16 protein-coding genes are annotated in these 16,554 nt (G+C 72.0%); 9 read left to right on the top strand and 7 right to left on the bottom strand.

What is annotated here, in order from left to right:
* Positions 1 to 93 precede the first annotated feature (93 nt).
* From AC6F7H_RS16350 to mscL, 6 genes are all read left to right on the top strand, one after another.
* Entirely contained in the window at positions 94 to 1,623 is a 1,530-nt protein-coding gene (locus AC6F7H_RS16350) for a potassium/proton antiporter (protein WP_500757696.1), read from the top strand.
* Between the two features lie 294 nt (positions 1,624 to 1,917).
* Complete coding sequence (locus AC6F7H_RS16345; RefSeq protein ID WP_500757695.1) at positions 1,918 to 3,204, top strand: MFS transporter; 1,287 nt, start codon at positions 1,918 to 1,920, stop codon at positions 3,202 to 3,204.
* A 68-nt stretch (positions 3,205 to 3,272) separates the two neighbouring features.
* The gene (locus AC6F7H_RS16340) at positions 3,273 to 3,584 is read left to right on the top strand and encodes an FmdB family zinc ribbon protein (protein WP_109380315.1); all 312 of its coding nucleotides are present in this window, start codon (positions 3,273 to 3,275) and stop codon (positions 3,582 to 3,584) included.
* Between the two features lie 109 nt (positions 3,585 to 3,693).
* The gene (locus tag AC6F7H_RS16335) at positions 3,694 to 4,536 is read left to right on the top strand and encodes an S-methyl-5'-thioadenosine phosphorylase (protein ID WP_500761864.1); all 843 of its coding nucleotides are present in this window, start codon (positions 3,694 to 3,696) and stop codon (positions 4,534 to 4,536) included.
* A 231-nt stretch (positions 4,537 to 4,767) separates the two neighbouring features.
* Positions 4,768 to 5,304, top strand: a complete 537-nt coding sequence (locus AC6F7H_RS16330) for a hypothetical protein (protein WP_500757694.1) — start codon at positions 4,768 to 4,770, stop codon at positions 5,302 to 5,304.
* A 137-nt stretch (positions 5,305 to 5,441) separates the two neighbouring features.
* A complete protein-coding gene (mscL, locus tag AC6F7H_RS16325) occupies positions 5,442 to 5,912 on the top strand; it encodes a large conductance mechanosensitive channel protein MscL (RefSeq protein WP_500757693.1) in 471 nt (156 codons plus the stop codon).
* A gap of 48 nt (positions 5,913 to 5,960) precedes the next feature.
* On the opposite strand, the gene AC6F7H_RS16320 is transcribed toward mscL, so the two are convergent.
* Complete coding sequence (locus AC6F7H_RS16320; RefSeq protein WP_109380318.1) at positions 5,961 to 6,137, bottom strand: hypothetical protein; 177 nt, start codon at positions 6,135 to 6,137, stop codon at positions 5,961 to 5,963.
* A gap of 79 nt (positions 6,138 to 6,216) precedes the next feature.
* Between AC6F7H_RS16320 and AC6F7H_RS16315 the strand changes: the two genes are divergently transcribed.
* A complete protein-coding gene (locus AC6F7H_RS16315) occupies positions 6,217 to 7,254 on the top strand; it encodes a P1 family peptidase (RefSeq protein ID WP_500757692.1) in 1,038 nt (345 codons plus the stop codon).
* Between the two features lie 277 nt (positions 7,255 to 7,531).
* A complete protein-coding gene (locus tag AC6F7H_RS16310) occupies positions 7,532 to 8,287 on the top strand; it encodes a DUF6227 family protein (protein ID WP_500757691.1) in 756 nt (251 codons plus the stop codon).
* A 38-nt stretch (positions 8,288 to 8,325) separates the two neighbouring features.
* Here the strand turns inward: AC6F7H_RS16310 and AC6F7H_RS16305 are convergent, their stop codons facing one another.
* The 4 genes from AC6F7H_RS16305 to AC6F7H_RS16290 all read right to left on the bottom strand — a co-directional run bounded on the left by AC6F7H_RS16305 (position 8,326) and on the right by AC6F7H_RS16290 (position 12,876).
* Positions 8,326 to 8,679 (bottom strand): hypothetical protein, encoded by a 354-nt coding sequence (locus AC6F7H_RS16305; protein WP_500757690.1) that lies wholly within the window; start codon positions 8,677 to 8,679, stop codon positions 8,326 to 8,328.
* A gap of 171 nt (positions 8,680 to 8,850) precedes the next feature.
* Positions 8,851 to 11,010, bottom strand: coding sequence for a PTS fructose transporter subunit IIABC (locus tag AC6F7H_RS16300; protein ID WP_500757689.1), 2,160 nt, complete (start codon positions 11,008 to 11,010; stop codon positions 8,851 to 8,853).
* Between the two features lie 160 nt (positions 11,011 to 11,170).
* Complete coding sequence (gene pfkB, locus AC6F7H_RS16295; RefSeq protein WP_500757688.1) at positions 11,171 to 12,118, bottom strand: 1-phosphofructokinase; 948 nt, start codon at positions 12,116 to 12,118, stop codon at positions 11,171 to 11,173.
* Positions 12,115 to 12,876: a DeoR/GlpR family DNA-binding transcription regulator gene (locus AC6F7H_RS16290; RefSeq protein ID WP_500757686.1), complete on the bottom strand. Its 762-nt coding sequence runs from the start codon at positions 12,874 to 12,876 to the stop codon at positions 12,115 to 12,117. The genes pfkB and AC6F7H_RS16290 overlap by 4 nt, the downstream gene beginning before the upstream one ends.
* Positions 12,877 to 13,102: 226 nt before the next feature.
* Here AC6F7H_RS16290 and AC6F7H_RS16285 point away from each other — a divergent pair, with 226 nt between their 5' ends.
* Positions 13,103 to 14,071, top strand: a complete 969-nt coding sequence (locus AC6F7H_RS16285; protein ID WP_500761862.1) for a helix-turn-helix transcriptional regulator — start codon at positions 13,103 to 13,105, stop codon at positions 14,069 to 14,071.
* A gap of 81 nt (positions 14,072 to 14,152) precedes the next feature.
* Here AC6F7H_RS16285 and AC6F7H_RS16280 read toward each other — a convergent pair whose 3' ends face one another.
* Both AC6F7H_RS16280 and AC6F7H_RS16275 read right to left on the bottom strand, forming a co-directional pair.
* Positions 14,153 to 14,791, bottom strand: a complete 639-nt coding sequence (locus AC6F7H_RS16280) for a TetR/AcrR family transcriptional regulator (protein ID WP_500761860.1) — start codon at positions 14,789 to 14,791, stop codon at positions 14,153 to 14,155.
* Between the two features lie 466 nt (positions 14,792 to 15,257).
* Entirely contained in the window at positions 15,258 to 16,256 is a 999-nt protein-coding gene (locus AC6F7H_RS16275) for a sigma-70 family RNA polymerase sigma factor (RefSeq protein ID WP_500757685.1), read from the bottom strand.
* Between the last annotated feature and the right edge of the window lie 298 nt (positions 16,257 to 16,554).

Below are 16,554 nucleotides of genomic sequence, written 5' to 3'. Positions count from 1 at the left end.
AGAACCCGTCAAGAGTTAGGTAAGGTAACGAAGCGGTTTGCCGCGAACGCGTCGGCTCCCCGCGCCCCGCAGCCGAGGTCGGGCGCGCCGCGCGTGAGCCAGGGAAGGGAACGGCCGCTGACTGTCCACCACCTCAACCAGCTCCTACTCCTCTGCTCGCTGGTCCTGCTCGTCGCCGTCGCAGCGGTCCGGATCTCCTCGCGCAGCGGGCTCCCCAGCCTGCTCGTCTATCTCGGCATCGGCATCGCCATGGGCCAGGACGGCATCGGCGACATCCAGTTCAACAGTGCCGAGCTGACGCAGGTCTTCGGGTACGCGGCCCTGGTGGTGATCCTGGCCGAGGGCGGTCTGGGCACCAAGTGGACCGAGATCAGACCGGTCCTGCCCGTCTCCGCCGCACTCGCGACCGCCGGCGTCGCGGTGAGCGTCGGGGTCACCGCGACGGCCGCGCACTTCCTGGTCGGGCTGGAGTGGCGGCAGGCGCTCATCATCGGCGCGGTGGTGTCCTCGACCGACGCGGCGGCCGTCTTCTCCGTGCTGCGGCGCATTCCGCTCCCCCCGCGCGTGACGGGCACACTGGAGGCCGAGTCCGGCTTCAACGACGCCCCGGTGGTCATCCTGGTGCTCGCCTTCTCCACGGCGGGCCCGATCGAGCACTGGTACGTCCTGCTCGGCGAGATCACCCTGGAGCTGGCCATCGGCGCCGTCATCGGACTCGCGGTGGGCTGGCTGGGCGCCTGGGGGCTCAGACATGTGGCGCTGCCCGCCTCCGGCCTCTACCCGATCGCCGTCATGGCCATCGCCGTCACCGCCTACGCGGCGGGCGCCATGGCCCACGGCAGCGGCTTCCTCGCCGTCTACCTCGCCTCGATGGTGCTGGGCAACGCCAGACTGCCGCACTGGCCCGCCACCCGCGGATTCGCCGAGGGGCTCGGCTGGATCGCCCAGATCGGCATGTTCGTCCTGCTCGGCCTGCTGGTCTCCCCGCACGAGCTGGGCGACGACATCGTGCCCGCGCTGGTCATCGGGCTGGCGCTGACCGTGGTGGCCCGTCCGCTGAGCGTCGTGCTGTGCCTGCTGCCGTTCCGGGTGCCCTGGCAGGAGCAGACGCTGATGTCGTGGGCGGGACTGCGCGGCGCCGTGCCCATCATCCTGGCGACGATTCCGATGGTGGAGGGCGTCGAGGGCAGCCGGAGGCTCTTCAGCATCGTCTTCGTCCTGGTCGTCGTCTACACCCTCGTCCAAGGGCCGACCCTGCCGTGGCTGGCCGGAAAGCTGCGTCTCGGCACGGGCGCGGAGGCCGCCGACCTGGGCATCGAGTCGGCGCCCCTGGAGCGGCTGCGCGGGCATCTGCTGTCGGTCGACATCCCGGAGGAGTCGAAGATGCACGGCGTGGAGATCGCCGAACTCCGGCTGCCGAAAGGGGCGGCCGTCACACTCGTCGTGCGCGGGGGCACCTCGTTCGTCCCGCTGCCGACGACGATGCTGCGGCACGGGGACGAACTCCTCGTCGTCGCCACCGACCCGGTCCGGGACGCCGCCGAACGCCGCCTGCGCGCGGTGGGCCAGGGCGGCAAACTGGCCGGCTGGCTGGGGACCGACGGCGGGGGTCCGGAGCGCTGACACTCCCGTCGTTCACCGGGGCGCGGTCCCGCAATGCCCGGTTTCACAGGATCACAAGCCCTTGCCACCTGCGGACACCCGCCCGCGCCAAGGCGACGCCTGTAACATGCACGGAGTACCCAGATCGAACCAACTCTGCCTGACGCAGAGCTGGCGCGACCGTATGGCGGCCGGCACGCCCCGAGCTGTGGCACCCGGCATCTACCGCAGTCAGCGCAAGAGGACAGCTCTCGGCGTGCCCGAAGCCCGACAGTGAAGGGCCGCGCGCCACCAGGCGGCAGAAAGGCACGGGCCGTGGCATCCACGGTCACCACGTCGAAGGGCCCCGCGGCCACCTCCCGTCCGGGATACGGCCGACTGCTGCGCACCCGCGGCGCCTGGACGTTCCTGCTCCCCGGTTTCGCGGCACGCCAGCCGTTCGCGATGCTCACCATCTCCATCGTGCTGCTGGTGCAGCACACCACCGGTTCGTACGGCGCGGCCGGCGGCGTCGCGGCGGTCACCGGTGTGTCCATGGCCCTGTTCGCGCCCTTCAGCGGCCGGCTCGCCGACCGCTACGGGCAGCGCGCCGTGCTCGTCCCCGGCGTTCTGCTGCACACCCTGTCCGCGCTGGCCCTGACCACGCTGGCGCTGACCGACGCCCCGCTGTGGGCGCTGTTCGCCGCGGCCGTGCCCACCGGTGCCTCGGTGCCCCAGATCGGGCCCATGGTGCGCGCCCGCTGGGGCGTGAAGCTCAAGGGCTCCCCGCTGATGACCACCGCGGCGGCCTTCGAGTCCGTCACCGACGAGCTGACCTTCGTCGTCGGACCACTGCTGGCCACCACCCTGTGCACGGCCGTGAACCCGGCCGCGGGCCTGGTGACCGAGGCCGCGCTGACCCTGGTCGGCGGCCTGCTGTTCGCCGCGCAGAAGGCCACGCAGCCCGAGGTCGCCACCGGCGGGCACGCGCGCGTGAAGCACGCTTCCGCCCTGCGCGTCCCCGGGGTGCGCGTCCTGGTCGTCACCTTCCTGGGCATCGGGTCCGTCTTCGGCGGCATGCAGGTGTCGCTGGCCGCGTACGCCGAGTCGATCGGCGAACCCGGCCTGAACGGCGTCCTGTACGGCGTCTTCGCCGCGGGCAACATGCTCTCCGGCATCGCCTGCGGCGCCATCGCCTGGAAGGTCGCCCCGCAGCGGCGCCTCCTCGTCGGGTACGTGGCACTCGCGGTGACCGCGTCCGCCCTGTGGACCGCCCAGTCGTCGCTGCTCCTCGCGGGGCTCGGGCTCCTGGTCGGCATGTGCATCGCGCCCGCCCTGATCACCGGCTTCACCATGGTCGACGACCTGGTCCCGGCGGGGGCCCGCACCGAGGCCTTCACCTGGCTGACCGGCGCGGTGGCACTCGGTCAGGCGGCCGCGGTCACGGTCTCCGGACAGTTCGAGGACCGCCTGTGGGCCGGCGCCGGTTTCCTGGTGCCGATGGGCGGCACGGTGCTCGCCCTGGTGACCCTGCTGGCGCTGCGGTCACGGCTGGTGCCGGCCCCGCACGGACGCACCGTCGCACGTGGCGTGGGTCACCGCTCGCCCGTCGCAGTGGACTGAGCACGAGGAATACGGCACTATGAATCGTCGTTTAGCACTCATCGAGTGAGAGTGCCAGGAGGAAGACAGTGCCCACCTATCAGTACCAGTGCACCGAGTGCGGCGAGGGCCTCGAGGCGGTGCAGAAGTTCACCGACGACGCTCTGACCGAGTGCCCGAACTGCCAGGGCCGCCTGAAGAAGGTGTTCTCGGCGGTCGGCATTGTCTTCAAGGGCTCCGGCTTCTACCGCAACGACAGCCGCGGCTCCTCGTCGAGCAGCACCCCGGCGGCGTCGAAGTCGTCCGACTCCTCGACGAGCTCGTCGTCCTCCTCGACATCGTCGGCTTCCTCGACGTCCTCGGGCTCGTCGACCGGCTCCACCAGCACCACCGCCGCGTAAGGCCGCCTTCCCGCGGGCCCCTGTCGTCGTCCGACGACGGGGTCCTCGGCGTTTTCCCGGGCGCTCCCGGGGCGTTTCCGGGGCGGTTAGGGTGCGGAGCATGGCGAACATGGCGCACAAGGCGAACGCCGAGATCGGCGTGATCGGCGGCTCCGGTTTCTACTCCTTCCTCGACGATGTGACCGAGGTCCGCGTGGACACCCCGTACGGGGCGCCCAGCGACTCCCTCTTCCTCGGCGAGCTGGCCGGTCGGCGGGTCGCCTTCCTCCCCCGGCACGGGCGCGGCCACCATCTGCCGCCGCACCGGATCAACTACCGGGCCAACCTGTGGGCGCTGAGGTCCGTCGGCGCCCGCCAGGTGCTCGGGCCGTGCGCGGTGGGCGGGCTGCGACCCGAGTACGGGCCGGGGACACTGCTGGTCCCGGACCAGCTCGTGGACCGTACGAAGTCCCGGGTCGGCACGTACTTCGACGGGCTGCCGCTGCCCGACGGCACGGTGCCGAACGTCGTGCACGTGTCGCTGGCCGACCCCTACTGCCCCGTCGGCCGGGCGGCCGCCCTGAAGTCGGCGCGCGGGCGGGACTGGGAGCCGGTGGACGGCGGCGCACTGGTCGTGGTCGAGGGGCCGCGCTTCTCCACCCGCGCCGAATCGTTGTGGCACCAGGCGCAAGGCTGGTCGGTGGTGGGCATGACCGGCCATCCCGAGGCGGTGCTCGCCCGTGAGCTGGAGCTCTGCTACACGTCCCTGACCCTGGTCACCGACCTCGACGCAGGCGCCGAGACCGGCGAGGGCGTCTCGCACGACGAGGTGTTGCGGGTGTTCGCGGCGAACGTGGACCGCCTGCGGAACGTGCTCTTCGACGCGGTGGCGGCGCTGCCCGCCACGGAGGAGCGGGACTGCCTGTGCACCTCGGCACTGGGCGGGATGGATCCGGGGTTCGCGCTGCCGTAGGGCCGCACGTTCGGGTGAGGGAGTTTTCCACAAGGCGCGGTGTGTCCACAGGGTCCGGCGGAGAACGGCGGGAAGCCTCATCGTGGGGTGCGCAAGCCGTTCCCTCGCCGCAGGTGGTGTCCCGTGTCGTTCCCTCCGCCCCGTGAGTCCTCACACCACTCCCCTTCCTCCTCTTCCTCCCCTTCCTTATCTTTCTCCTCCTTTACAGCCGGGGTCCCACCCCGGTGCGAGGTGCCGCACTTCGCACCGGTGCGGGTGCGTGGGGGTCTGCTGCGGTCCGGTCGGCTCGTCCGGCACCGGCGGCGGGCCGCGGCGGTCGGCCTCGCCGTCACGGCGGTGGTGCTGGTGGCGGCGGGCCCACGGGAGACGGACCGGTCCCGCGGGCATCCGGACGGCGCTTCTGGCACGCGCGCCGCGTCGGCGTCGGCCGCCTCGGCGGACGGGTCCGCAGGAGACCGTGTCGTAGGGGCTCGGCGTGCGGGAGCCCGCGTCACGGCGCCGGTGCGGATCGCCGACGCCGCCACGGTGCGGTTGTTGCGGCCGGGCGACCGGGTCGACGTCATCGCCGCCGAGGAGCGGGGCACGGGCGGTGCGGCGGGCGGTGGAGCCCGCGTGGTCGCGCGGGGAGCACGGGTCACGGAGGTGCCGGAGCCGCTGGAGGCCCCGGACGCGGGCGGGGCCCTGGTGGTGCTGTCGGTTCCACGTGCCACCGCTGCCGAGCTCGCGGGCGCGAGCGCCACGGCACGGCTGGCGGTGGCGCTGTGGTGAGGGTTCGTCGACCGCTGGCACCGCCTCCATATCGAGTACCTCGTTCGAGGAGCCCCACTGGGCAGTTGGACGGTGCCCTGTCGTAGGTTGCGGAGCGTTCGATTCCCGGCGTCACGCACACGAGATGGAGCTCCGAGGTGAGCGAGAAGAACGAACCGAGCATCTGGCAGGGCTTCAAGGCCTTCCTGATGCGCGGGAACGTCGTCGACCTGGCAGTGGCCGTGGTCATCGGCGCGGCCTTCACCAACATCGTCAACTCGGTGGTGAAGGGCGTGATCAATCCGCTGGTCGGCGCCTTCGGCACCCAGAACCTGGACAGCTACAGCTCGTGCCTGAAGGGCCCCTGCACGGGCACCGGCGACGCCGCGACGGGTGTCAGGATCCTGTGGGGCTCGGTCCTCGGCTCGACGCTCCAGTTCGTGATCACGGCCGCTGTCGTCTACTTCCTGATGGTGCTGCCGATGGCTCGCTACCTGGCCCGGGTGGAGGCCCGCAGGAAGGCGAGGGAGGGCACGCAGGAGGTCGTCGAGATCTCCGAGCTGGAGGTGCTCAAGGAGATCCGCGACGAACTGGTCGCACAGCGCGGCTCGAACAACGGCGCGCGATAGCGGGCACCGGCACGGCATCCGGTCGTCGGACCGCCGGGCAGCGCCCGGTCAGATGTGGTGGGGCGGCTTCTCGTCGAGGAAGCGCTTCAGGTCCGAGGCGCTGTCGCCGGACGGGCGCTCGCCCCACCCCCGGTCCGTGTCGTCCGAGGACTGCTGGTCCAGCGGATCGTCGAAGACCAGCGCGGGCTTCGGCTCGCGCGGCCGGGGTTCGGGGGCAGTGCTCATACCCCCAGGGTACGACCTCGCCGTTCCCCTCCTCCGTCGGTGACCGCGCGGGAGGAGCGCCCTGCACGAGACTGGCGCCATGACAGTTGACGCGCTCACAGATGTGGCCGGTGTCCGCGTGGGACACGCGACCCGCTCCGGCGGCGGCCTGCTCACCGGCACCACGGTCGTGCTCGCGCCCGAGGGCGGCGCCGTGGCCGCCGTGGACGTACGCGGCGGCGGTCCCGGCACGAAGGAGACCGACGCGCTCGATCCCCGCAACCTCGTGCAGAAGGTCGAGGCGGTCGTCCTGACCGGCGGCAGTGCCTACGGACTCGACGCGGCCTCCGGGGTGATGGCCTGGCTGGAGGAGCGGGGCCGCGGGGTCCGCGTCGGACCGGACCCCGCGCACGTGGTGCCGGTGGTGCCGGCCGCCTGTGTCTTCGACCTGGGCCGGGGCGGCGACTTCCGGGCCCGTCCGGACGCGGCCACCGGGCGTGCCGCGGTGGAGGCGGCAGCGGCGACCGCACCGGGGGCGCGGGTGCCGGAGGGATGCGTGGGCGCCGGCACGGGGGCCGTGGTCGGAGCGGTGAAGGGCGGGATCGGCACGGCGAGCAGGGTGCTGGATTCGGGGATCACGGTGGCCGCGCTGGTGGTGGCCAACGCGGCGGGGGCGGCGATGGATCCGGAAACAGGGGTGCTGTACGGGGAGTTGTTCCAGGGTGGCCGGATCCGTCATCCGGACCCGGAGGTGCACGGGGCGGCGCTCCGGCGGCTCGCCGGCCTCGCCGGGCGGAACGGCCCTCCCCCGCTCAACACCACACTCGCGGTGGTCGCCACCGACGCGGACCTGTCCAAGGCCCAGGCGCAGAAGCTGGCCGGTACCGCGCACGACGGCATCGCGCGGGCGGTGCGGCCGGTGCATCTGCTCAACGACGGGGACACGGTGTTCGCCCTCGCCACGGGCGCCCGCCCACTCGACGCCGCGAACCCCCTCGCCCTGAACGGGATCCTCGCGGCCGGCGCCGACTTGGTGACGCGCGCGATCGTACGGGCCGTGCGCGCGGCCGAGTCGGTGGACGGACCGGGCGGAGCCTGGCCGTCGTACCGGGAGTTGTACGGCGAGGCGGACGCGTAGATGTGCGGGGGCCGACGGGCGAACCGGCGCCGACCGGTGTGCGGAGCGCGGTGACCGCTGAGCGGAGTCCGGGCTCGACGGCCGACGGCCCGGCGACTCGCACCAGGGGTGGCGACTGAGCAGGGAGTATGGGAGGGCCGCCTGAGCGGGTGGGAATTTCTCGCGCCCCTCGTTCGTTCCCCCACCGTACCTTTTTCTCAGTTCACGGACATGATGTCCGCCCGAGGGGCTACGGTATGCACCCACTGGGTGACATGCAGCAACGCCGGGAGAAACCTTGAGCGTTCCGTACGAGACGGCAGCGTACGAACCAGCCGACTCGCCCGAGTCTCCTGAGGAGCATCTCGCGCGACTGCTCGGCCGTGCCCTGAACTCCTTCGAACTGCCCGACGAGGCGGTGCACCGGCTCGACTGCGCGCTGGCACACGACAGTTCGCTGCACTCCGCGCATCACAGCGCCGGCCTGCACCGGGAGACGTACCGGCACACCTGGCTGCTCGCCGACGGCTCGGCGCTCACGCTCTGGGAACTCGTCCACAACGCCACCCCGGGCAGCGAGCCCGAGCACGAGGTGTATGCGGACGAGGAGGAACTGCGGGTCGCGACCGCCCGGTTGCCGCTGCCGCCGGAGACCCCGGACTTCGAGCTGCCGGTGGTGGTGCAGCTGTCCCGGATCCCCACGCCCCGACCGGTCTACGTCCCCGACGGTTCGGCGGACCACGCGCGCCGCTTACTGCGCCGGGCGGAGAACACGGACCGTCCGGGCCCCGGGACGGCCGCGCTGCTGACCACGGCGTTCGCCCACCAGATCACCCAGGCCTTCGGCCGCCCGTACCGCGCGGGGCGCCCAAGGCGTTCAGGACTGAGCTTCTCCCTGTACGAGCACGCGTTCCTGCTGCGTGACGGCGTGGAGATGTCCCTCTGGGAAGTGGAACACACGGCCACACCCGACGGACGGCACATGTGCGAGGTGTACGGCACCGAGGACGCCGCCCGGGACGCGATGGAGCGCCGCGCCGCACAGGTTCCCTGACCCGGGCTCGACGGCCCCGGGTTTCGCCCCGACCCGGTTCAACAGTCGCCCGCGGTACCGTCGGCCAAGCGCCGCACCAGCACGGCGAACGCCTCGCGCTCCGCCGGCGTGAGCCGCACCTCCTCCGCCCGCGGACCCGTCCGCCGCTGGCGCGGAATCGCGCGCGACGCCCGAAGCGCCTGCCCCGCCGGGGCCGCGTACCCCGGCGCCGACCCGGAGCTCAGCCCCGGTCCCAGCTCCGGCTCCGGTCCCTGCCAGGGGTGAATGTCCCCGCCCCGCCCGCGTTCGCGTCCGCGCCGCAGGACACCGGCCAGGCCCACGGTGCAGGCCACGGCCACCACGGTGAGGACGGCGGTGCCCGCCATCCTCAAGATCGAGTCGTGCTCAGGCATGCGCCCCAGTACACACCACGGTCCGGGACTTTGGTCCCGGACCGTGGTGAACGTGATCTATATCGCAGTTGTCGCGAACGGCTGTGAATTACCTGGAGTGACATATATGCACCCAGGGATCACCTATGCGTACCTAAAGGGGCAATCCGCAGCCCGTTCCCGTCCGCCGCATCACGCGGCCACCGGCTGCTTCGCCTCGGCCGCCGAGGCCGCCGAACCCTTGTCCGTACTCGCGCCACCCGCTCCCGGAGCCGACTTGCGCAGGCTCTTCAGGACGATCACCAGAGCCGTCGTGACGCAGACACCCGCCGCGATGGCGACCAGGTAGAGGAACGGGTTGCCGATCAGCGGGACCACGAAGATACCGCCGTGGGGCGCGCGCAGGGTGGCGCCGAAGGCCATCGACAGGGCGCCGGTGACCGCGCCGCCCACCATCGAGGCGGGGATCACGCGCAGCGGGTCGGCCGCCGCGAACGGGATCGCACCCTCGGAGATGAAGGAGGCGCCCAGGACCCAGGCGGCCTTGCCGTTCTCCCGCTCGGTCTGGTTGAAGAGCTTGCCGCGCACCGTGGTGGCCAGGGCCATCGCCAGCGGCGGAACCATACCGGCCGCCATCACCGCAGCCATGATCTTCATCGCGGAGTCGCTGGGGCTCGCGACCGCGATACCGGCCGTGGCGAAGGTGTACGCGACCTTGTTGACGGGGCCGCCGAGGTCGAAGCACATCATCAGGCCGAGCAGGGTGCCGAGCAGGATGGCGTTGGTGCCGGTGAGGCCGTTCAACCAGTCGGTCATGCCCTTCTGCGCCGAGGCGATCGGCTTGCCGATCACCACGAACATCAGGAAGCCGACCACCGCCGAGGAGATCAGCGGGATCACCACCACCGGCATGATGCCGCGCAGCGCCGCCGGGATGCGCACCCGCTGGATCGCCAGCACGACCGCACCGGCGATCAGACCGGACGCGAGGCCGCCGAGGAAGCCGGCGTTGATGGTGAGGGAGATCGCACCGCCGACGAAGCCGGGCACGAGTCCGGGCCGGTCGGCCATGCCGTAGGCGATGTACCCGGCCAGGACCGGGACGAGGAAGCCGAAGGCGACGCCGCCGATCTGGAAGAGCAGGGCGCCCCAACTGTCGGCCTGGGTCCACACGAAGTGTTCCATCACCGACGGCGCCTCGTTGATCTCATAGCCGCCGATCGCGAAGCCGAGGGCGATGAGGAGACCACCCGCCGCGACGAACGGGACCATGTAACTGACGCCGGACATGAGCCACTTGCGCAGCTTGGTGCCGTAGCCCTCGCCGGGTTCACCGGCGCGGTCCACGGGCGTACCGGTGGATGCGGCGGCCGCGGTGACCTCACCGCGCTCGGCCTTGCCGCGGACCTCGTCGATCAGCTCGGCGGGGCGGTTGATGCCTGCCTTGACGCCGGTGTCGACGGTCGGCTTGCCCGCGAAGCGCTCCTTCTCCCGGACGGGCACGTCGTGGGCGAAGATCACACCGTCCGCCGCCGCGATCACGGCCGGGTCGAGCCGCTCGAAGCCCGCCGAGCCCTGGGGCTCGACGGCGATCTCGATGCCCGCCTCCCGGCCGGCGTTCTCCAGCGCCTCGGCCGCCATGTACGTGTGGGCGATACCGGTGGGGCAGGAGGTGACGGCGACGATCCGGAAGGGACGCGCGTCCCCGCCCGCACCGGGCGTGCCCGCCGCGTCGGTGGTGCCCGTGGCAGCACCGGTGGAGGCCGCCACCGGCGCCGCCACGGAGTCCGCGGTGTCCGTGACGTCTGCGGCACCGGCGGAGCCGTCAGAGCTGTCAGAGCTGTCAGAGCTGTCAGCCCCAGCCGTAACCGCCGTGGGTGCCGTGGATACCGACTCGTCCGCCGCCGGCCGCTCGTCCCCGCGGACGAGCGCCGCCGCGCCCTCCGCGTCGCCGACCGACCGGAGCGCGTCGGTGAACTCGGCGTTCATCAGCTTCCGGGCCAACGACGAAAGGATCGTCAGGTGAGCGTCGTCCGCACCCGCCGGCGCGGCGATCAGGAAGATCAGATCGGCGGGCCCGTCCGCGGCACCGAAGTCGATCCCGGCGGCGCTGCGCCCGAAGGCCAGCGTCGGCTCGGTGACATGCTCGCTGCGGCAGTGCGGGATGCCGATGCCGCCGTCGAGACCCGTCGGCATCTGAGCCTCACGGGCGGCCACGTCGGCGAGGAAACCCTCCAGGTCGGTCACCCGGCCGAGGGTCACCATCCGCTCGGCGAGGGCTCGCGCCGCCGCTTCCTTGGTGTCGGCGGACAGGTCGAGGTCGACCAGATCCGCGGTGATCATCTCGCTCATCGCGGGCTCCTTCGCACGCGTATCGCCCGGGGCGTGGGGTGGGCGAAAGGGACAACGGGGACGGTGATGCGGTGGGGGACGGTGGGGCTGCGGAGTTCGGCGCCTGGGCCGACGTTCGAGGCAGCGGAGGCGGGGTGCGCGGCACGGGAGGTGCGGGCGTTCACGACACCGGCTCCTTCAGTGCACGGTCGACCGGCACCGTTGCCGTGACCGTCACCGCGGCCGGGTCCAGGTCGCCCGGCGTGGGCATCACGCTGCCGGGTGTCTGGACGGCCGCCGCTCCGTGGGCGAGCGCCGAGGCGAGTGCCTCCGGCCCGTGCCCGCCGGCGATGAGGAAGCCGGAGAGCGAGGAGTCGCCCGCGCCCACGTTGCTGCGGACGACGTCCACCCGGGCGGTGCCGAACCAGGTGCCGTGCTCGTCGACGAGCACCTGCCCGTCGGCGCCCAGGCTGGCGAGCACGGCGCGGGCGCCCATCTCGCGCAGCTCCCCGGCCGCCTTCACCGCGTCGCCGACGGTGGCCAGGGGGCGTCCGACGGCCTCGGCGAGTTCCTCGGCGTTCGGCTTCACCACGTCGGGACGCTCGCGCAGCGCCGCGGCCAGCGCGGGCCCGGAGGTGTCCAGGGCGATGCGCACTCCGGAGGCGTGCGCCCGTGCGACCAGCTCGGCGTACCAGGAGGGCTCCAGGCCGCGCGGGAGACTGCCGCAGCAGGCGATCCAGTCGGCACCCCGCGACTGCAGGTGGACCGTCTCCAGGAGCAACTCCTGTTCGTCCGCCGTCAGTTCCGGACCGGGCGCGTTGATCTTCGTCAGGACGCCGTCCGCCTCGGCGAGCGCGATGTTGGAGCGGGTGGCACCGGCCACCGGAACCGGAGCGACCTCGATGCCCTGCGCGTCCAGCAGTTCGGCGACCAGGGCGCCCGGGGCGCCGCCCAGGGGCAGGACGGCCACGGTGCGCCGGCCGGCCGCGGCGACGGCGCGGGAGACGTTGACTCCCTTGCCGCCCGGGTCCACGCGTTCGCCGGTGGCCCTGATGACCCCGCCGCGGTCCAGCGCGGGGACCTCGTACGTACGGTCCAGGGACGGGTTGGGGGTGACGGTGAGGATCATGCACGCACTACTTCCGTGCCGCCGCGCTCGATCGCGAGGGCGTCTTCGGGGCTCAGCCCGCTGTCGGTGATCAGCAGGTCCACGTCGCTCATGCCGCCGAAGCGGGCGAAGTGCTCCTGGCCGTGCTTGGAGGAGTCGGCGAGCAGCACCACGCGACGGGCGGCCGCCATGGCCGCGCGCTTCACCGCGGCCTCGGCGAGGTCGGGGGTGGTCAGACCGTGTTCGACGGAGTAACCGTTGGCCGCGACGAACAGCACGTCCGCGCGGATCTCGCCGTACGCGCGCAGCGCCCAGGCGTCCACGGCGGCACGCGTGCGGTGCCGCACACGGCCGCCGATCAGGTGCAGTTGGATGCCGGGATGGTCGGCGAGGCGGGCCGCGACGGGCAGGCTGTGGGTGACGACGGTGAGCGAGAGCTCCACCGGCAGGGAGCCGGCGAACAACGCCACCGTCGAACCGGCGTCGACGATCATCGTGCCCTCGTTCGGGAGTTCCGCGAGGGCGGCCTTGGCGATGCGCTCCTTCTCGGCGGCGGCGGTCGTCTCACGCTCGGCGAGGTCCGGCTCGAGGTCGAGGCGCCCGACGGGGATGGCCCCGCCGTGCACCCTGCGGACCAGGCCCGCGCGATCGAGGGACTTCAGGTCCCGGCGGATCGTCTCCGCCGTCACCTGGAAGTGCTCAGCCAGCGAGATCACATCCACCCGGCCGCCGTCCCGGGCGAGCCGCAGGATCTCCTGCTGGCGCTCCGGTGCGTACATGCCCATTCACCTCCGACCAATGCCCGAACACGTGGTTTCTCTTCGAAGGCTACGGCGAGATGCCCGGAAAGTAAACAGAAACGGATCCAAGCGGGCGTGAACGGACTTCTGTTTGTGTCTGCTCTCTGCTGACACCCTCCGATGGCGGCACGGAAACGGGTGGACGGGTGGACGGGTGACCGAAACAGGTCAGATCGTGTCCTGGTTCTGCGGCACCCTCGAAACCATGACGACGGACACCCCCGCCCGGCTGCTCCAGCTCCTCTCCCTCCTCCAGACGCCCCGCGAATGGCCCGGCGGCGAACTCGCCGACCGTCTCGGGGTGTCCCGCCGCACGATCCGGCGGGACATCGACCGGCTGCGCGACATCGGCTACCCGGTGCGGGCGACGCTGGGCTCGGGCGGCGGCTACCGGCTGGTCGCGGGCAAGGCGATGCCACCGCTGGTGCTCGACGACGAGGAGGCGGTGGCCATCGCGGTCGGACTGCGCGCCGGTGCCGGGCACGCCCTGGAAGGCGTGGAGGAGGCCTCCGTGCGGGCGCTGGCCAAGCTGGAGCAGGTGCTGCCCAGCAGGCTGCGCCACCGGGTGACCACCCTCCAGGCCGCCACCACCCCGCTGATCAGCGGGGACGGCCCGACCATCGCACCCGAGACGCTGACCGTCATGGCCGCCACCGTGGCCGGGCGGGAACGGCTGCGGTTCGCCTACCGGGCGGCCGACGGCACCGAGTCCCGGCGCGTGACGGAGCCGTACCGGCTGGTGTCGACCGAGCGGCGCTGGTACCTCGTGGCGTACGACCTCGACCGCGCCGACTGGCGCACGTTCCGCGTCGACCGGGTGAGCGAGCCGTTCGCGACCGGGGCGAGGTTCACGCCGCGTGAGCTGCCGACCGGGAGCGCGGCGGAGTACCTGCGGCAGTCCATGCACCGCGCGCAGGAGTCGTACGACCTCGACGTCACCTTCGCCGCACCGGCCGAGGCCGTCGCGGCGCGGCTGCCGGGCCGGCTGGGCACGCCGGAGCCGCTGGACGAGCAAAGCTGCCGGCTGCGCACGACGATGAGCGGCCCCGAGGACTGGACGGCGGTACGCCTGGCCATGCTCGGCTACGACTTCACGGTGCGGGAACCCGCGGAACTGGTGGAGAGCGTAAGGAAGTTGGGGGCGCGGATGACGAGGGCTGCGGCAGGGCGGTGAAGGAAGGACACGCGGACTTCCACCGCAGGGGCATCGCCGGCAAGACGTCACCGCCAGGACATCGCCGTCAGGACATCGCCGTCAGGACATCGCCGTCAGATCGCCCCAAGGGAAATCCCGTAGCACCGCGAGGTTGGCCAGGGCCAGTTCCGCCGGCCCCTGCGGGCCCTCGGCGGGGGCGTCGCTTGCCGCCCAGCCTTCCGTCGCCGTGCGCACGGCGGCACTGGCGACGGCGGCGGCGAAGCGCAGCCGCGTGTCCACGGCAACGCTGTCGCACGGGAGTTGACCACCCGTCACCCGGTTCTCCCCCGACCCGCCGACCGGCAGCCGCGACGCCAGCGCCTCCGCCAGCGCACGCTCCGACGCCTGGCACACCTCCGCCCACACCCGGCGCAGGGAGGGGTCGGTGTGTGCCAGCCGGATCAGGATGCGCATCCACCCCCAGGAGGCCTCCGACACCCCGACACCCGGCGTCAGGGTGTACCGCACGGCGTCCTCCAGGGCCTGCGGCACGGATGTCCCGGGCGGCGCCGTCCGCACCGCCTCCACCCAGCGCCGGGCCCCGGCCTCGTAGAGGGGGGCGATGGCCTCCTCCTTGGCGGCGAAGTACCGGTAGAAGGTGCGCGGGGCGATGCCCGCCGCCTGGGCGATGTCCTCGGCACGGGTGGCCCGCAGGCCCTCACGGACGAAGAGGCCGGCCGCCGCGCGGGCGATCTCCATACGGGTCTCGGCCTTGCGCCGCTCGGTCAGTGAGGCCCGCGGAGCCGACGACGGTGTCGAAGGCGTGGGGGTGCTGCTCACGCCCAGCAGGCTATGCCCATGTGGCACAATCTGCCATCTGGCGGGCCACCCCGGGGTTCAGGTTCGGGGTGGCCCGCTTTCCTGTCCGTCCGTCCGGCCGTCCGGCGGGGGCTCCGGTGGGGATGGGGAAAGCCGGGCCCGGCACCCGGGGGGAGGGCGCCGAACCCGGCTCGGGAAGTCCCGGCGCCGGGGGGGTGGTGCGACGGGACGTGGTTCACAAGACCCAGGAGGCCGAGACCTCGAGAACCGAACTCCCGGGCCTTGCCTTCTTGTTCCCTGGGCTCAGGGGGTTGAAGCAGTGTCACGGCGTCAGGTTTGCGCCGTCTTTCACCACCCGACACTCACGGCGGCGCCACAGCAGTCCTGCTCCGGCGCCGCGCCGGCACTACGCCACCGCGTCGAAACCGGTGTCGCGGGCCAGCTTCTTCAGCTCCAGCAGCGCGTGCTTCTCGATCTGGCGGATGCGCTCACGGGTCAGGCCGTGCTGCTTGCCGACCTCGGTCAGCGTGCGCTCCCGGCCGTCCTCGATGCCGTACCGCATCTTGATGATGGAGGCCGTGCGCTGGTCGAGGCGGCCTATGAGGTCGTCCAGCTCCTCGCTGCGCAGCAGCGTCATCACCGACTGCTCCGGCGACACCGCCGACGTGTCCTCCAGGAGGTCGCCGAACTGGGTCTCACCCTCGTCGTCCACCGACATGTTCAGCGAGACCGGGTCGCGGGCCCAGTCAAGCACGTCCGTCACCCGCTCCGGGGTGGAGCCGAGCTCGGCGGCGATCTCCGCGGGCTCGGGGTCCCGGCCGTGCTCGCGGTTGAACTCGCGCTGCACGCGCCGGATCCGGCCCAGCTCCTCCACCAGGTGGACGGGCAGGCGGATGGTGCGGGACTGGTCGGCGATCGACCGCGTGATGGCCTGACGGATCCACCAGGTGGCGTAGGTGGAGAACTTGAAGCCCTTGCGGTAGTCGAACTTCTCGACCGCGCGCACCAGGCCGGCGTTGCCCTCCTGGATCAGGTCCAGGAGCGGCAGACCACTGCGGGGGTAACGACGGGCGACCGCGACGACCAGACGCAGGTTGGAACGGATGAAGACGTCCTTGGCCCGCTCACTCGCGTCGTACAGCGCCTGGAGCTCCTCGGTGGTGGCCCCCACCGTGTTCTCCTCGGTGCCGTCGAGGATCTGCCGTGCGAACACACCCGCTTCGATGATCTGGGACAGCTCGACTTCCTTGGCTGCGTCGAGCAGCGGCGTGCGCGCGATCTCGTCGAGGTACATCCCGACCAGGTCACGGTCGGCTATCTCGCCGCGATGGGCGCGAACACTGCTTGCCGAGTCGGCCGTCTCGCCGGAGGCGGACTTACGACGGGCGACGGCACGGGTTGCCATGCTTGCTCCCTTACGATGATGAGTCAGCGGGTGGTTCCTGCGGATACTCGGCACGTACGGTCAGGTCTGCGTCTCGGTCTCATGCGGACTCTGCTCGAGTGCCCGGCATCTGCTGGAAACAACGACTGGAATCCGGACAGAATTCCCAACCCGCCCCCCGAATTTTGTGATCATGCAGTACCCTGTCGGGCCACAGGGGACGCGGACGCCGTCGCCCTGCACGAAAGCCCAGGTCAGGCCGGGAGCCGAGGGTGATCTGACACCGCTCACCGATCTGCAGGACCAGTGCGCGCGTGAG

The sequence above is a fragment of the Streptomyces sp. MMS24-W38 genome, assembly GCF_059889265.1.
Note: the sequence above shows the minus strand (reverse complement) of the source record. Positions and strands in the feature narration are given on the sequence as shown.

Coding starts and splice junctions, on each gene's coding strand:
- AC6F7H_RS16335 (WP_500761864.1), top strand. CDS start 3,694: ATGGCGCACAAGGCGAACGCCGAGATCGGCGTGATCGGCGGCTCCGGT.
- AC6F7H_RS16320 (WP_109380318.1), bottom strand. CDS start 6,137: ATGAGCACTGCCCCCGAACCCCGGCCGCGCGAGCCGAAGCCCGCGCTG.
- AC6F7H_RS16315 (WP_500757692.1), top strand. CDS start 6,217: ATGACAGTTGACGCGCTCACAGATGTGGCCGGTGTCCGCGTGGGACAC.
- AC6F7H_RS16305 (WP_500757690.1), bottom strand. CDS start 8,679: ATGCCTGAGCACGACTCGATCTTGAGGATGGCGGGCACCGCCGTCCTC.
- AC6F7H_RS16300 (WP_500757689.1), bottom strand. CDS start 11,010: ATGAGCGAGATGATCACCGCGGATCTGGTCGACCTCGACCTGTCCGCC.
- pfkB (WP_500757688.1), bottom strand. CDS start 12,118: ATGATCCTCACCGTCACCCCCAACCCGTCCCTGGACCGTACGTACGAG.
- AC6F7H_RS16290 (WP_500757686.1), bottom strand. CDS start 12,876: ATGTACGCACCGGAGCGCCAGCAGGAGATCCTGCGGCTCGCCCGGGAC.
- AC6F7H_RS16285 (WP_500761862.1), top strand. CDS start 13,103: ATGACGACGGACACCCCCGCCCGGCTGCTCCAGCTCCTCTCCCTCCTC.
- AC6F7H_RS16280 (WP_500761860.1), bottom strand. CDS start 14,791: ATGGAGATCGCCCGCGCGGCGGCCGGCCTCTTCGTCCGTGAGGGCCTG.
- AC6F7H_RS16275 (WP_500757685.1), bottom strand. CDS start 16,256: ATGGCAACCCGTGCCGTCGCCCGTCGTAAGTCCGCCTCCGGCGAGACG.